Origin of the sequence: Geomicrobium sp. JCM 19055 (assembly GCF_000698185.1) — a bacterium.
Taxonomy (GTDB): domain Bacteria; phylum Bacillota; class Bacilli; order Bacillales; family Marinococcaceae; genus Geomicrobium_A; species Geomicrobium_A sediminis.
In genome coordinates this window covers 65,573-81,896 of sequence record NZ_BAXL01000005.1, presented here as the reverse complement: position 1 = coordinate 81,896, position 16,324 = coordinate 65,573, and the positions used below count along the sequence as shown (strand labels likewise).

Genomic DNA, 16,324 nt, shown 5'->3' with positions numbered 1-16,324 from the left:
GATAAGTTCTGGAGGGAAACGGTATGACACTTCTATATGAAGGTAAAGCGAAACAATTATTCACGACGGAGAATGAGAATGAACTCCGTTTGCAATATAAAAATGATGCAACGGCATTCAATGGGGTAAAACATGACATCGTTGAAGGGAAAGGGAGGCTGAACAACGAAATATCAGCACTCTTCTTCCCGTTGCTCGAAGAGGCTGGAATTCCAACCCATTTCATTAAACGTCTAAGTGAAACAGAGCAACTTGTGACACCGACGACAATTATCCCGTTAGAAGTAGTAGTCAGAAATATTGCAGCAGGAAGCCTCGCCAAGCGACTCGGCTGGGAAGAGGGGATCGAATTACAACGATCCATTGTTGAGTTTTATTACAAAGATGATGCTCTTGGTGACCCGCTAGTCACTGAGGAGCACATCGCCCTCCTTGAAGCTGCAACTGTCGAACAATTGGAAGAAATGAAGCGTTTAGCTCTCTTAACGAATAAAACGCTCCTTTCAATCTGTGAATCTGCGAATTTGTTGCTCGTTGATTTTAAGTTGGAATTTGGGATGACGAAAGATTGTGAATTAATTCTTGCAGATGAAGTCTCTCCAGACACGTGTCGCTTTTGGGATCGAGACACATTGCAAAAACTAGATAAAGATTTGTATCGCTTTGAACTTGGTTCACTTACAGCAGGGTACGAGACAATATTAGAGCGCATTGGAGGCGTTGTTCATGGTTAACGTGCACGTATACATCACACTTAAAGAAGGCGTATTGGATCCTCAAGGAAAAGCAGTTGAACATTCGTTAACAGCACTTGGGTATGAAGGTGTTGAAGAAGTTAATGTTGGGAAGTGGATTCAACTTAAAGTAGAAGATGGAGAAGGATTAGATGCACGAATTACAGCGATGTGTGAACAACTCTTAGCCAACCCAGTCATTGAGAATTACAGTTACAAAGTGGAGCGGGAGGCAACGGTATGAGAGCCGCAGTCATCGTTTTTCCGGGTTCGAACTGCGACACTGACATGTTTCATGCAGTAAAGGATTTCACGGAAGCAGAAGTGGTTGAATTTGTTCCACATACTGCAAAAAGTGTAGCAACCTATGACGCGATTTTTATTCCTGGTGGGTTTTCTTACGGTGATTACCTTCGTACAGGAGCGATTGCACGATTTGCGCCCGTTATGAAAAGCGTGGGTGAGGAAGCGGCTAAGGGCAAGACGATCGTAGGTGTGTGTAATGGTTTTCAGATTCTTCAAGAAGCGGGCTTACTACCAGGGGCAATGAAGCGAAACAAAGATCTGAAGTTCATTTGCCGAACGGTTGATCTGAAAGTTGAGAACAGTAAGACGCGTTTTACTTCAAGTTACGACACAGGTGACGTTCTTCGCATTCCTGTTGCCCACGGTGAAGGAAACTTTGAATGTGATGATAAGACGTACGATCAATTGCAACAAAAGGGACAAATTGTATTCACATACGTAGATGATGTGAATGGTTCAAAAGGTCAAATTGCAGGCGTTCAGAACGAAGCAGGTAACGTTCTTGGCATGATGCCACACCCTGAGCGAGCGATGGAAGCTTGGCTTGGTAGTGAAGATGGACGGAAATTGTTTACGAGTGTTTATCGCAATTGGAGGGAATCGAATGTTGTTACAAACTGAACCATCATCAACAACGATTAAAGAAGAGAAAATCTATCAAGAGATGGGCGTTAAAGATCATGAGTATGAGAGAATCGTTGAGTTAATCGGACGCGAGCCAAACTATACAGAGATTGGCATGTTCAGCGTACTCTGGTCAGAGCATTGTAGCTACAAACATTCCAAACCATTACTTCGCCAATTTCCTGTCGACGGTCCTCACGTATTACAAGGACCGGGAGAAGGCGCAGGTGTCGTTGACATTGGAGATGAGCAAGCAGTCGTCTTCAAAGTTGAAAGTCATAACCACCCGTCAGCAGTAGAGCCATATCAGGGGGCAGCTACTGGTGTAGGTGGGATTTTGCGTGATGTGTTTTCAATGGGCGCGCGTCCCATTGCGCTACTTAACTCGCTTCGTTTCGGTCCACTAGACACACCTCGTGTACGTTATTTGTTTGAAGAAGTTGTCGCTGGGATTGCGGGTTACGGCAACTGTGTAGGCGTACCTACTGTTGGTGGTGAAGTGCAATTTGACCGCTCTTATGACGGGAATCCTCTCGTGAATGCGATGTGTGTTGGACTTATTGACCACAAAAATTTACAAAAAGGTGTAGCCGCAGGTGTTGGGAACACGGTCATGTACGTAGGTGCAAGCACTGGACGTGACGGTATTCACGGTGCTACCTTCGCTTCAGAAGAACTTAATGAAGAATCACAAGCGAAACGACCGTCTGTTCAAGTTGGAGATCCATTCACAGAAAAGCGTGTCTTAGAAGCTTGCTTGGAGCTTGTTCAATTAGAATCTCTTGTTGGAATTCAAGATATGGGTGCAGCAGGTCTGACGAGTTCATCAGCAGAGATGGCGAGTAAAGCCGGTTCTGGTATTAACATGAACTTAAATCACGTACCACAACGAGAGAAGAACATGACACCATACGAAATGATGTTGTCTGAATCTCAAGAGCGTATGCTCCTTGTCGTCAAGAAGGGACACGAGTCAGAGATCGAAGCGATTTGTGAAAAGTGGGACCTTGATTATGCTTCAATCGGTGAGGTCACGGATGACCGTAATTTAACGCTTTATTTTGACGGAGAAATTGTTGCGGATGTTCCGGTCACAGCACTCACTGACGATGCTCCAGTCTATGAAGTAACTTCAACGGAACCACAGTCTTTTAAAGAGAATCAAGCGAAGAAGTGGCAACCAGAAGCGATTACTGACTACAACGAGACACTTCGTGAATTGTTAAGGCGACCTACAATTGCATCAAAAGAATGGGTATACGATCAATACGATCATATGGTTCAAACGAATACCGTTGTTGTTCCAGGTTCGGACGCTGCTGTTCTACGCATTCGTGGTACGAAAAAAGCACTTGCCATGACGATGGATGGTAACAGTCGTTACATTAAGCTAGACCCTGAAAATGGTGGGAAACTTGCTGTAGCGGAAGCGGCAAGAAACATCGTCTGTTCAGGTGCAAAGCCACTCGCACTGACTGATTGTTTAAATTACGGAAGTCCAGAGCAACCGAACATTTACTGGCAAATGAAAGAATCGACAAAAGGCATGAGTGAGGCTTGTCGCACCCTTTCTACCCCAGTCATTAGTGGAAACGTTTCGTTGTACAACGAAACATCTGGGGAAGCCATTTACCCAACGCCAATTATCGGTATGGTCGGTTTAGTTGAAGACACAGACCACATTACGACGCAACAAGCAAAAGCTGCTGGTGACGTGGTGTATGTTCTTGGTGAAGGTTCTGAACACTTTGGTGGAAGTGAACTTCAGCTTATGCAAGACGACGACTTGTCTGGCATTGTACCGAAGATTGATCTAGCGCTTGAAGGCAAGCGTCAAGAACAAGTGTTAACTGCGATTCAAGCAGGCGTCGTTCAATCTGCTCACGATTTAGCAGAAGGTGGATTGGCTGTTGCACTTGCAGAGAAAGTAATGGGAACAGAACTCGGTTTGAAAGTGACACTGTCAAAAGACGTGGAAACGCTGTTCTCAGAAGCACCTTCTCGCTATGTGTTTACAGTAAAAGCAACAGACGCTAAGCAATTTGAAGCGTTGATCCCAGAAGCTGTCGCTGTTGGTACGGTTACAGCTGACCAACACGTCACGATTGAAGATGAAAACGGGCAGCCATTTGTAAACGAGTCTACAGAAGAACTAACTCGCATTTGGAAGGGAGCCATCCCATGTTTGCTGAAATCAAAGGCTTAAATGAAGAGTGTGGATTGTTCGCGATTTGGGGACATAATGAAGCCGCTCAACTGGCTTACTATGGTCTTCACAGTCTGCAACATCGTGGTCAAGAAGGTGCAGGCATTGTTACGAGTGATAAAGAACAACTGTATGCACATAAAGGAGTCGGACTACTCACAGAGGCGTTTGGACCTGGCGATATAGAAGGACTAAAAGGCAATCATGCGATCGGTCACGTTCGGTATGCAACAGCAGGTGGAGGCGGAATTGAAAACGTTCAGCCGCTCCACTTTCGCTCCGAAGACGGTGGCATGGCCATCGCTCATAATGGTAACCTCGTAAACTACCAAATTTTAAAGGGTGACCTTGAGCGTAAAGGCAGTATCTTTCAGACGACAACGGATACTGAAGTGTTGGCGCATCTTCTTAAGCGTCAAAGTTCTACGAAACTCCGTAAACAGCTGCACGCAGCACTACCGCAATTGATCGGTGCCTATGCATTTGCTGTAATGACTGAAACAGAGCTTATTGTCGCTCAAGATCCACACGCTTACGCCCGCTTTCACTCGGTCGCCTCGGTGATGCGTATGTCGTTGCTTCTGAAACGTGTGCGTTTGATATTATCGGTGCGACGTATGAACGAGAAGTCGCTCCAGGTGAAATGATTATTTTCGATGAAAGTGGCATGCACTCGTCACGCTTCTCAGAAGCAGAAGACCGAGCGTTATGTAGCATGGAGTACGTATACTTTGCTCGTCCTGATTCGAACTTAGACGAAATCAACGTCCACACAGCAAGAAAGCAGCTCGGAAAGCAATTGGCAGTAGAAGCGCCAATTGAAGCAGATGTCGTTACAGGTGTTCCGGATTCTTCAATCTCAGCCGCAATTGGCTACGCTGAAAAAACTGGGATTCCGTATGAGCTCGGCTTAATTAAAAACCGTTATGTTGGTCGTACGTTTATTCAACCGTCTCAAGAGCTTCGTGAGCAAGGCGTGAAAATGAAGTTATCTGCCGTGCGCGGGGTCGTTGAAGGAAAACGGGTCGTGATGGTCGATGATTCAATCGTTCGCGGTACGACGAGTAAACGAATTGTTCGCCTTCTAAAAGAGGCAGGAGCTACGGAAGTACATGTACGTATTAGCGCTCCACCAATTATTCGTCCTTGTTTTTACGGTATTGATACGTCTAGTCGTGGTGAACTTGTTGCGGCGAACTTAAGCATTGAAGAAATGCGCGAAATGATGGGGGCAGACTCATTAAGCTTCTTATCCGTAGAAGGATTAAAGTCTGGCATCGGCCGTGACGAGTCACAACCAAACTGTGGTCAATGTTTAGCTTGTTTTACCGATCAATATCCGACTGCCATTTTCAACACGAAAAAAAGAACTTGTCACCGTAGGCATGGATTAGGGGGAATTGCGTTGAGCGAGGCATATAAGCAAGCCGGTGTTGATGTAGAGGCCGGTTATGAAGCTGTGAAACGAATGAAAAAGCATATTACACGCACAGAGCGACAAGGGATTATGGGGACATTTGGCGGCTTTGGTGGCATGTTTGATCTCTCGCAATTAGCATGAACGAACCCGTTCTCGTGTCAGGTACAGATGGTGTCGGAACGAAACTTATGCTTGCGTTTCAAGCGGATCGTCACGATACAATTGGAATTGATGCGGTTGCAATGTGTGTAAATGACATTCTAGCTCAAGGGGCCGAACCGTTGTATTTCCTAGATTACATTGCAACAGGTAAAGCTGATCCTGACCGCATTGAGCAAATTGTAAAAGGAATTAGTGACGGCTGTGTAGAAGCAGGAAGTGCACTCATCGGTGGGGAAACCGCTGAAATGCCAGGGATGTATGCAGAAGATGAATATGATCTTGCTGGGTTTGCTGTTGGTGCTGTTGAAAAGGCGAAAATCGTCACGAATGAGAATGTTCAAGAAGGAGATCTTCTCATTGCGATCCCGTCTTCGGGTGTTCATAGTAACGGATTTTCTCTCGTACGAAAACTCGTAGATGACGGTGAGCTTAATTACCATGAGATCTACGAACCATTTAAGCGTTCGCTCATTGAAGAGCTACTCACACCTACTCGTATTTATGTCAAAGATGTTTTGCCACTCTTAAAGGACACCGATGCTGTAAAAGGAATGGCTCACATCACTGGTGGAGGTTTGTATGAGAACATTCCACGTATGTTGCCGGATGGTCTTGGTGCAACGGTAGATCCTTCAACGTGGCATCGACTTCCAATCTTTGCGTTCTTGCAACAACTTGGACAGTTGTCAGATCGTGATATGTATGGAACGTTTAATATGGGCATCGGTTTTGTGCTTGCAGTGCGACCTGTAGATGAAGCAACAGTGCTTGAGCGCATCGACGGATCGGTGACAATTGGAAAAGTAACAACCAACAACGGTCTTACGGTTAAGGGAGTGACGTCGTGAGGTTCGCCATATTTGCATCGGGTTCTGGAAGCAATGCAGCACGCATTCTTCAAGCGGTACAAAGCGGTGACTTAGAAGGTGTACCACAATTCGTTTTTAGTGATCGTAAAGATGCCGGTGTTCTTTTTAAAGCAGAGCAATACAACGTTACGGCGTATCAATTTTCTCCAAAAGAGTATGAATCCAAGGAAGAGTATGAAGAAGCTTTACTTAAGCTTCTAAAAGAACATCGTGTGGAATGGGTTGTACTTGCAGGGTATATGAGGTTGATTGGCGATGTGCTACTTCGTCATTATGAAGGAAGAATGGTCAATATTCATCCATCATTGCTGCCAAGTTACCCTGGACTTGATGCAATCGGTCAAGCGATTGATGACGGAGCAACGAAAAGTGGAGTAACCATTCACTATGTTGATCGTGGAATGGACACAGGACCAATTATTGCACAACAATCACTTTCCATTGAACGAGGAGAAACGAAGGAACAACTCACAACGCGCATTCAGCAACTCGAACATCAACTGTATCCAAAAACGCTACAAAGGGTTTTTAAGGAAGGGGAAGCATACCAATGAAACGCGTAATCATTTCCGTAAGTGATAAAACAGGAGTCGCTTCATTTGCTAAGCAACTCATTGAACTAGGTTTTGAGATTATCTCAACAGGAGGTACGAAGAAGGCGTTGCAAGATGCTGGAATCGACGTAATTGGCATTTCAAACGTCACGGATTTCCCTGAAATTCTTGAAGGTCGTGTGAAGACATTGCACCCAGCCATTCACGGTGGACTTCTTGCAAAACAAAGTGATCAGAACCATATGAAAGCTCTTGAAGAACAAGGAATCTCTCCAATTCACCTCGTTGTCGTTAATTTGTATCCATTTAAAGAAACAATAAAAAAAGAATGGTACAACATTTGAAGATGCAATTGAAAACATTGATATTGGTGGTCCTGCGATGTTACGCGCATCAGCCAAAAACCATGAAAGTGTTACGGTTGTAACGGACCCAACTGATTACGACGTTGTTCTTGAAGAGCTTTCAAAAGGAGAAGTGAGCTGCACGACGCGACGTCGCCTCGCAGCGAAAGTGTTCCGTCATACCGCAAGCTATGATGCGTTGATTGCTGAATACTTAACGAAAGAAAGTAATGAGAAATACCCGGAAAGCTTAACACTTACATATGAACGTAAACAAACGCTTCGCTACGGGGAAAACCCTCATCAAGAAGCAGCGTTCTATGAGACGGCACTTCCAGCTAGTCCATCTCTTGCAAATGCCGAGCAACTTCATGGGAAAGAACTTTCGTACAACAATATTAATGACGCAGATGCAGCGCTTGCGCTCGTATCCGAGTTCAAAGATACGGTTGCAGCAGTTGCTGTGAAGCATACGAACCCTTGTGGTGTAGGGATCGCTGACACGCTTGAAGGCGCATTTAATGAAGCGTATGAAGCAGATCCTGTATCGATATTCGGAGGAATTGTCGCTGTAAATGAAACGATCGATAAAGCGACCGCTACAAAGTTGGCAGACATATTCTTAGAAGTGATTATTGCTCCAGACTATAGCGAAGATGCTCTCGCAATTTTAAAGAAGAAAAAGAATATCCGTCTCTTAAAAGTGAACAACACGACGAAGAAAAACGACGTTCAAACGATTACATCAGTCAAGGCGGCTTACTCGTTCAAGACGAAGACCGTTCTGGCTTAGATGAGGCAATGGTAGAAGTTGTAACAGAACGTAAGCCAACTGAAGAAGAGTGGAAAAGCTTGAAACTCTCTTGGAGCGTTGTAAAACATGTGAAATCAAACGCCATTGTACTCGTGAATGGAAACCGTACTGTTGGCGTTGGAGCAGGACAAATGAACCGTGTTGGCGCTTGTGAAATCGCTGTTAAGCAAGCAGGAGAATTAGCAAAAGGCAGTGCACTTGCATCAGACGCATTTTTCCCGATGAAAGATACGGTTGAAAAAGCAGCTGAAGCAGGTATAAAAGTTATCATTCAACCTGGCGGTTCCATTCGTGATGAAGAGTCGATTCAAGCTGCTAATGAAGCAGGTATTGCAATGGTTTTCACTGGTATGCGCCACTTTAGACACGCTAGGAGGAATGATGATGAACGTTTTAGTTGTAGGTAACGGTGGTCGCGAGCATGTGCTTGCTTGGAAACTTGCACGAAGTAAGCGCGTAGAAACGGTCTACGTTGCACCAGGGAATCCTGGTATGGAAGACGTTGCAACGTGTTTAGACGTAGATATTGCAAATCACGATGAGCTAATCCAAAACGCAAAAGAACTCAACGTAGAGCTTACCGTGATTGGTCCGGAAGCGCCGCTTGCTGCAGGGGTTGTTGATGCGTTCACGGAAGCTGGATTAGCCGTGTTTGGACCAAGTAAAAAAAGCAGCACAAATCGAGGGTAGCAAAGCGTTTGCAAAAGATTTGATGAAACAGTACAACATCCCTACTGCAGACTACGAAGTGTTTACTGATTTTGAAGAAGCACTTCACTATACAAAAACACAAGGCGCACCAATCGTCGTAAAGGCAGACGGTCTTGCTGCGGGTAAAGGTGTAACGGTTGCCATGACTCTAGACGAAGCGGAGATAGCTCTTCGCGACATTTTACTTGATGATGCATTTGGCACTGGCGCGAAAGTCGTGTTAGAAGAGTATCTCGAAGGAGAGGAACTGTCGATCTTAGCACTTGTTAATGGTGACACTGTCGTTCCTCTTGCAGAGTCTCAAGACCATAAGCGAGCGTTTGATGCTGATCAAGGCCCTAACACAGGTGGAATGGGGCTTATTCGCCGGTACCACACATTGATCGTAGTGACATTTCTAAAGCGATTGAGACGATCGTAAAGCCAACCGCACAAGCGATGATTAAAGAAGGGACACCATTTACTGGCGTCTTGTATGCAGGATTGATGATGACCGCAGAAGGCCCAAAAACAATTGAGTTTAATGCTCGATTTGGAGACCCAGAAGCGCAAGTCGTCCTTTCTCGTATGGAAAGCGACCTTGTTGATATTATTCAAGCTGTATTAAATGACGAAGAGCCAGCGGTCCATTGGTCAGAAGAAGCCGTTGTTGGTGTTGTACTCGCAGCAGACGGTTACCCGAGTAGCTATACCAAAGGATTAACCGTGCCAAAGCGACCGAGCGGAGAGGTGTTCTACGCAGGAGTTGAAAGAGGTTCCAAGAGTCTTACGAGTAGCGGGGGGCGTGTGTATATTGCCATTGGCAAAGGTTCATCATTGAAAGAAGCACAAGCAAAAGCCTATGAAAATGTAGACTCGTTAGATACAACAGGTTATCATTACCGAACCGATATTGCGTACCGAGCGCTATAATGATCGTGAAGAAACCACCCTTTTGAGGGTGGTTTTTTTATGTTTGTAAGGCACGCTTTTGTATCCGAAGACTAAGTCTTAAATCACATCGCCACAAGAATTTTTGGCTAGTAACGACGCGAGATCAACCGTTTACACGAGAAAAGGTTGATCGTTCGATAGGTTTAAATTTATGGACAGCGGGAACACCCTCTGTACAATCAAAGGGAGTGAAGCAATCATGTTTAAACACGAAAACAAGTTGTTTATTAACGGTGAATGGATTGACTCGACAAATGATGAAACAATTAACGTAATTAACCCTGCGACTGAAGAAGTGATCGGTACAATTTCAGCGAGTACTAGCGAAGATTTAGATAAAGCTGTGCAAGCAGCGCGGGATGCTTTACCCGCATTTTCTAGAACGATTAAGAAGGAACGTATTGATTTATTAAATCGAATCGCAGATGAATATGAGAAGCGCAAAGATGAATTCATTGATGTGATGACACTAGAACTTGGTGCGCCACGGACAATCTCTGAAAACGTTCATTATGAAATGGGACTCGCTCATTTTCGAACGGTCGCAAAAGCATTAGAAGACTATTCATTCGAAGAAGAGCGTGGCGGTCATACGGTCGTTAAGGAATCAGTCGGTGTTAGCGGGTTGATTACACCGTGGAATTTCCCGACGAACCAGACGTCAACGAAGATTGCTGGGGCGATTGCAGCGGGAAGTACGATTGTTTTAAAGCCATCAGAAGAGACCCCATATGCAGCGATTATGCTTGCAGAAATTATCGAAAAGGCAGGAGCACCAAAAGGTGTCTTTAACCTCGTAAATGGAACAGGAGATACGATCGGTGATGGCATTAGTTCTCACCCAGACATCGATTTCGTGTCGTTTACCGGTTCTGGAGCAGTAGGAACGAAAGTAATGAAAAATGCATCACAAACGATTAAGAATGTCGCACTTGAACTCGGCGGAAAGTCTCCACTCTTCGTTTTGAAAGATGCCGACCTTCAAAAAGCTGCAAAGTCCGCCGCTCAACACATGATGCTCAATAGTGGACAAGTATGTTCGGCTGGAACGCGAATTCTAGTACCAAAAGAAATGCAATCAGACTTTGAAACGGCGTTAGTCCAAGCGTTAGACAAGTTTAAGATGGGTGATCCACAAGACACAGCCAACTTTACTGGACCTCTTATTTCAAAGAAACAATATGATACGGTTCAGTCTTATATCAAAAAGGGACAAGAAGAAGGTGCTCGCCTCGTAGAAGGTGGGGAAGGAAAGCCTGAAGGCCTTGAAAAAGGCTATTATGTGAAACCGACGATCTTCTCAGATGTATCGAATGATATGGTTATTGCCCGTGAAGAAATCTTTGGTCCTGTAACGGCAATTATTACGTATGACGACATTGAAGAAGGTCTTCGAATTGCTAACGATACTCCGTATGGCTTAGCAGGATATGTTATTGGTGAAGATGAGAAATCCTTGAAATATGTCGCAAGCAACATTCGCGCTGGTCAAATTACAGTAAATGATGCCAAAACGGATCATCTAGCGCCATTTGGCGGTTTCAAGCAATCTGGAATTGGTCGTGAGTGGGGCGACTTTGGTATTGAAGAGTATCTAGAAGAAAAAGCAATTATGGGAGTGTAAACGAACAACCGAAGGTCATCCCTTCGGTTGTTTCTAAGCGAGGTGGAAAATTGAAGCGACACGTCGTTTTCTATGATGCTACGTGTACACTATGCCAAGGGCTAAAACGAATGATGAAGAAGTTGGATTGCAATCAAAACGTCGATTGGTACCCTGTTCAAGAAGTTAGTAATAAGACGAAAAGGCTGGCAGCGCAATTTAAGGATATGGAAAAAGAAATTTACTTGTTAAGTAATGCGAAGACTGTGTATATCGGGTATAATGCCATTCGAAAGCTTTTGATTACAATACCGATTACAAGGCCAATTGGAATCGTTTTATATATACCTGGTGCGCGTCTCATAGGGCAACCGGTTTACCGAATTGTTTCAAACAGGCGCCATCGTTGGTTCAAAACACTGCCTTACAAATAAGCATAATAAAAAGTGCCCCGAAAGGGACACCTAATTATTGAACGTCTAGCCATTCGTCAACCGTTTCACGATTGTCGTCGATCCATTTTTGAGCAGCTTCTTCTTCTCCCATACCCTCTTCAGAGATGTAGAGCATGACTTCGTTCATATCATCTGTTGTCCAATAGAAGTTATCAAGAATTTGGAAAGCGACTGGGTCGTCTTCTTCTAAGCCTTCGCGTACGATTGTACGAATTTCACCGTCTTCTTGGAAGATTCCTTTTGGATCTTCAAGAAACTTTAAATCGTGCGTATTAAATTTCCAGTGTGGTTGCCAAGCAGTGACAACAATCGGTTCTTCATTTGCAATATGTGTTGCTAGTTCTTGAGTCATTGCAGCGTCGAAGCTTGTCTGTACGGTTACATCATCAATACCGTATTCTTCTAGAGCTTCTTCAGTTGTTGATACGACCCCAGCACCTGCATCAATACCTGTAATTTGACTTACGACAGAACCATCAAGTTCTTCAATTGAATCGATGTCCATGTACGTTGGTACTGCAAGTCCTGTTTGAGCGTTTTCAAGATTCGGTCCAAGATCAACGACATCATCGCCAAACTGTTCGTAGTCGTATTTCATATCATCTGGTAACCAACCTGCGACGTGAGCGTCTGCGTCACCAGAAGCAACACTTGCCCACATGACTCCTTGCTCGACTGTCGTAATTGTCGTGTCGTAACCCGCTTCTTCTAGGACGAGTTTCATTACGTTATTTGATGCAACTTCAGAATCCCACGTTACGTATACGAGTTCAAGCTCGCCACCTTCTGTAGCCGATTCTGTTGTTTCTTCTTCCTCGGTTGCGCCGGCATCATCATTTGCGGCCTCTTCATCTCCATTCCCGCAAGCTGCGAGCATGACTGCGCTGATCCCTAATAAAGAATGCTTCCAATACTTCATAAACTCTCTCCTTCAAAGAATTTCGTTTGTTTAATATTATTTAAACGTTGCTTATAGGTTATCATAAATATGAGTGAAGTCAAACAATAAGGTGTTTGTCACAAAAAGTAAACTTGCAAAGACGAAACCTCAAAGCTATACTAGTTTTGAAAATGTTTTATATGTTTTAAACAAAAGGGGTGCTAGCGATGTCTGATCATTCAGCAGCTCAAGAAGAACTAGAACAAATTCATGCTCTTATTAAAAACGGTATTGCCGATACAATGGATATTTACGGAGTGAATCGCTCTGTAGGCCAACTTTATGCAACGCTGTATCTAAGTGATGAACCGATGACACTCGATCAATTAAGAGACGAACTTGGCATGAGTAAAGGTAGCATGAGCCTAGGTGTAAGAAAACTTCTTGAAGAAAAGATTATTCATAGAGTCTATCGAAAAGGCGAACGTAAAGACCTGTATCAAGCAGAACAAGATTTTTTCCAGTTTTTTATTTCTTTCTTTACTCGTCGTTGGGAAAGGGAAAAGAACGTGAACTTGTATGCTGTTAAGCAGGCACAGCCACGTTATCAAGCATTAATGGAAGACCCAGACACACCAGAAGATGTCCGTGCAGAAGCAGAACGACATTTTAATAAGATTAATGATTCACTACAATACTACCGTTTTCTTGATATTCTCGTTGAAGAATTTGAAGAAGGCGACTTGGCTCAAAAGCTTCTTGAACGTCATAACAAAAGACAAGCATCTGAATTGTAACGCATTAAGAGCGAGTACCTATGAGGGACTCGTTCTTTTTATATTGTGCTTAGGCTAGGAATGCCCTCAGACTGCCAATCTTATAAATTATAATCATTTCCTTTGACAGTTATTTTGAACGGTGGTAAATTATTATACATAGAACGTTTAATATATATTAAATGAATTGAAGGAGAGTGAGTTCCTTGGAATTAAAAATGTACATTAATGGCGAATGGACCGAATCGGTGCATGGCGCAACGAGGGACATTATTAATCCGTTTAATCAAGAAGTGATTGCAACGGCTACAGAAGGAACACGTGAAGATACAGAGAAAGCAATTCGTGCTGCACGAGTAGCATTTGATAAAGGAAGTTGGAGTACGACACCAGCGAGTGATCGTGGCAAGATTGTCGGTCACATCGGTCGTCTAATTAGAGAGAATGCGTTGGAACTAGCACGACTAGAGACGCTTGATACAGGAAAGACGCTTGAAGAGAGTAAGGGAGATATGGAAGACATTGCGAATGTCTTTGAATTCTTTAGTGGACTGGCCGACAAAGATGGCGGTGAAGTCATTGAAAGTCCAATTCCTGACTCGACGAGCAAGGTTGTACGAGAACCTATTGGTGTATGTGGTCAAATTACACCATGGAATTATCCATTGCTCCAAGCAGCGTGGAAGCTTGCTCCAGCATTAGCAGCAGGAAACACACTCGTCATGAAGCCGAGTGAAATTACTCCGCTAACAACGGTTCGTGTCTTTGAACTGTTTGAAGAAGCAGGAGTACCAAAAGGTGTTGCTAACCTCGTTCTTGGAACAGGTCAAGAAGTAGGAGCACCACTATCAGAAAGTCATGATGTTGACCTAGTGTCCTTTACAGGCGGAATTGAAACAGGAAAAACGATTATGAAATCAGCAAGTGACAACGTAAAGAAAATCGCGTTGGAGCTCGGTGGTAAGAACCCGAACATCGTGTTTGCAGATGCAGACTTTGACACAGCGGTTGATCAAGCATTAAACGCAGCCTTTTTCCATGGTGGCCAAGTTTGTTCAGCAGGATCACGCTTACTAATAGAAGAATCATTGCATGACCAATTTGTTGAAGAACTAATTAAGCGTGCGAGTCACATTACGCTTGGAAATGGCTTTGATGAGGCAACAGAGTCAGGTCCACTAATTTCAAAAGAACACCGTGAAAAAGTGGAAGCCTACATTGAAGTAGGTGTAAACGAAGGTGCAACGCTTGCACTTGGTGGAAAACGTCCAGAAGGGGAAGCGCTTCAGAATGGATTCTTCTTTGAGCCGACAATTTTCACAAACTGTACGTCTGAAATGAGAATCGTTCAAGAAGAAATCTTCGGTCCTGTCATTACAGTCGAGACATTTACAACGACTGAAGAAGCAATAGAAAAAGCAAATGACACGATTTACGGTCTTGCTGGTGCAGTCTTTACAAACGACATCGATCGTGGTGAAGAAGTAGCCGAGCGCCTTCGAATGGGTACGGTCTGGATTAACGATTTCCACCCATACTTTGCACAAGCCCCTTGGGGTGGTTACAAGCAATCAGGATTTGGTCGTGAATTAGGAAAGATCGGACTCGAAGAATATACCGAAGTTAAACACATTTTTAGAAATAAAAAACCGGCAGCCGTTAACTGGTTCCAGTCATAATAAAGGAGAGATTATAGATGAGTATGCACATGAAAGTAGAAGCGATGTTAGGGTATCACACGTTTGAAGTACCAACAGCAATTAAGCACGGAATCGATTCAATTCAATATTTAGGAGAAGAAGTAAAGAACCTTGGTTCTACAAAAGTAATGCTCGTTACTGACCCTGGTATTTACAATGCAGGCGTAACTAAGCCGGTTGAAGAAAGCTTGAAAAGTGCAGGCGTTGAAGTAGCTGTCTTTAACAAAGTTGAGCCAAACCCTCCAACAAGATTGATTGCTGAAGGATCGAAGTTTTATGAAGAAAACGGTTGTAATGGTTTAGTCGCGGTCGGCGGTGGTTCATCGATGGATACGGCTAAAGCAGTTGGTGTTGAGGTAACACACGAAGGATCAGTACTTGATTATGAAGCAGCTGAAGGAAAGAAACCTTTAGAAAACCGCGTTCCACCACTTGCAACAATTCCTACAACAGCAGGTACTGGTTCAGAAGTTACCCAGTGGGCAGTAATTACGGATGAAAAGCGCGAGTACAAGTTCAATACTGGTGGTCCTTTAATCGCTGCGCACGTCACGATTATTGACCCGAAACTTCACGTTTCTATGCCTCCACACGTAACGGCAATGACAGGTATTGATGCGATCGCTCACGCAGTTGAGTGTTACACAATGAAGTATGCACAACCAGTTACGGATGCCGTAGCACTTCTTGCGATTGAATATGCAGCAACGTATATCCGTCGCGCATTCTCTGATGGTGAAGACCTTGAAGCTCGTTACGGAATGGCTCAAGCAGCGATGCTTGCTGGACTTTCTTATGGTAGTGAATCAGCCGGTGCGGCACACGCTATGAGTCAATCACTTGGTGGAATCGTTCCAGTTGCACACGGTCAATGTGTGGCTGCAATGATGGGACCTGTGATGGAGTATAACTGGAAAGGTGCACCTGGACGTTTTGCTCGTATTGCACAAGCGTTTGGCATTAACACAGCGGACATGACGACAGAAGAAGCTGCCAAAGCTGCTGTAAACTACATGTACGAACTCGTTGAGGAGCTTGAAGTACCAACTCTTGAAGAACAAGGTGTTGACCCGAGCCAAGTTGAGCGTTGGGCAAAAGCTGCAATGGACGACCCACAAACAGTAGGGAATCCGAGAGACTTGACGATCCCAGCGTATGAGTGGATTTATAACCGTTGCTTCGACCGCGTAGAAAAAACAGTATAATAAATAGTAGGAACCAGACACTTGTGAG

11 protein-coding genes and 4 pseudogenes are annotated in these 16,324 nt (G+C 44.2%); 14 read left to right on the top strand and 1 reads right to left on the bottom strand.

Translation table 11 applies throughout. The features are described from left to right. Positions 1-23 precede the first annotated feature (23 nt). The 11 genes and pseudogenes from purC (at position 24) to JCM19055_RS05840 (ending at position 11,714) form a co-directional block, all read left to right on the top strand. On the top strand, positions 24-734 hold the full coding sequence (gene purC, locus JCM19055_RS05890) for a phosphoribosylaminoimidazolesuccinocarboxamide synthase (RefSeq protein ID WP_042358969.1): 711 nt from the start codon (positions 24-26) through the stop codon (positions 732-734). Next, positions 727-978, top strand: coding sequence for a phosphoribosylformylglycinamidine synthase subunit PurS (purS, locus tag JCM19055_RS05885; RefSeq protein WP_042358968.1), 252 nt, complete (start codon positions 727-729; stop codon positions 976-978). Before purC ends, purS begins: the two co-directional genes overlap by 8 nt. Then, a complete protein-coding gene (purQ, locus tag JCM19055_RS05880; RefSeq protein ID WP_042358967.1) occupies positions 975-1,661 on the top strand; it encodes a phosphoribosylformylglycinamidine synthase subunit PurQ in 687 nt (228 codons plus the stop codon). The genes purS and purQ overlap by 4 nt, the downstream gene beginning before the upstream one ends. Next, positions 1,645-3,870 (top strand): phosphoribosylformylglycinamidine synthase subunit PurL, encoded by a 2,226-nt coding sequence (gene purL, locus JCM19055_RS05875; protein WP_042358966.1) that lies wholly within the window; start codon positions 1,645-1,647, stop codon positions 3,868-3,870. Before purQ ends, purL begins: the two co-directional genes overlap by 17 nt. After that, positions 3,846-5,224 (top strand): annotated as a pseudogene (gene purF, locus JCM19055_RS05870) (amidophosphoribosyltransferase); the annotation flags it as partial. The gene purL and the pseudogene purF, both read left to right, overlap by 25 nt. Before the next feature lie 51 nt (positions 5,225-5,275). Next, a pseudogene (gene purM / locus JCM19055_RS05865) lies at positions 5,276-6,300 on the top strand (phosphoribosylformylglycinamidine cyclo-ligase). Then, positions 6,297-6,875 carry a phosphoribosylglycinamide formyltransferase gene (gene purN, locus JCM19055_RS05860; protein ID WP_042358964.1) on the top strand — a complete coding sequence of 193 codons (579 nt, stop codon included), beginning with the start codon at positions 6,297-6,299 and terminating at the stop codon, positions 6,873-6,875. The pseudogene purM and the gene purN overlap by 4 nt, the downstream one beginning before the upstream one ends. After that, positions 6,872-8,440 (top strand): annotated as a pseudogene (purH, locus tag JCM19055_RS31390) (bifunctional phosphoribosylaminoimidazolecarboxamide formyltransferase/IMP cyclohydrolase). The gene purN and the pseudogene purH overlap by 4 nt, the downstream one beginning before the upstream one ends. Next, positions 8,418-9,656: pseudogene (gene purD, locus JCM19055_RS05850) on the top strand (phosphoribosylamine--glycine ligase). The pseudogenes purH and purD overlap by 23 nt, the downstream one beginning before the upstream one ends. Positions 9,657-9,876: 220 nt before the next feature. Next, positions 9,877-11,301, top strand: a complete 1,425-nt coding sequence (locus tag JCM19055_RS05845; protein ID WP_042358963.1) for an aldehyde dehydrogenase family protein — start codon at positions 9,877-9,879, stop codon at positions 11,299-11,301. Between the two features lie 50 nt (positions 11,302-11,351). Continuing rightward, entirely contained in the window at positions 11,352-11,714 is a 363-nt protein-coding gene (locus tag JCM19055_RS05840; RefSeq protein ID WP_042358962.1) for a thiol-disulfide oxidoreductase DCC family protein, read from the top strand. Between the two features lie 34 nt (positions 11,715-11,748). Here JCM19055_RS05840 and JCM19055_RS05835 read toward each other — a convergent pair whose 3' ends face one another. Continuing rightward, positions 11,749-12,654 (bottom strand): glycine betaine ABC transporter substrate-binding protein, encoded by a 906-nt coding sequence (locus JCM19055_RS05835; protein WP_042358961.1) that lies wholly within the window; start codon positions 12,652-12,654, stop codon positions 11,749-11,751. A 188-nt stretch (positions 12,655-12,842) separates the two neighbouring features. Here JCM19055_RS05835 and JCM19055_RS05830 point away from each other — a divergent pair, with 188 nt between their 5' ends. The 3 genes from JCM19055_RS05830 (at position 12,843) to JCM19055_RS05820 (ending at position 16,296) form a co-directional block, all read left to right on the top strand. Further along, complete coding sequence (locus JCM19055_RS05830) at positions 12,843-13,412, top strand: GbsR/MarR family transcriptional regulator (protein ID WP_042358960.1); 570 nt, start codon at positions 12,843-12,845, stop codon at positions 13,410-13,412. Positions 13,413-13,597: 185 nt separating this feature from the next. Continuing rightward, on the top strand, positions 13,598-15,070 hold the full coding sequence (gene betB / locus JCM19055_RS05825) for a betaine-aldehyde dehydrogenase (protein ID WP_152549774.1): 1,473 nt from the start codon (positions 13,598-13,600) through the stop codon (positions 15,068-15,070). Positions 15,071-15,087: 17 nt separating this feature from the next. Beyond that, entirely contained in the window at positions 15,088-16,296 is a 1,209-nt protein-coding gene (locus JCM19055_RS05820; protein WP_042358959.1) for an iron-containing alcohol dehydrogenase, read from the top strand. Positions 16,297-16,324 lie beyond the last annotated feature (28 nt).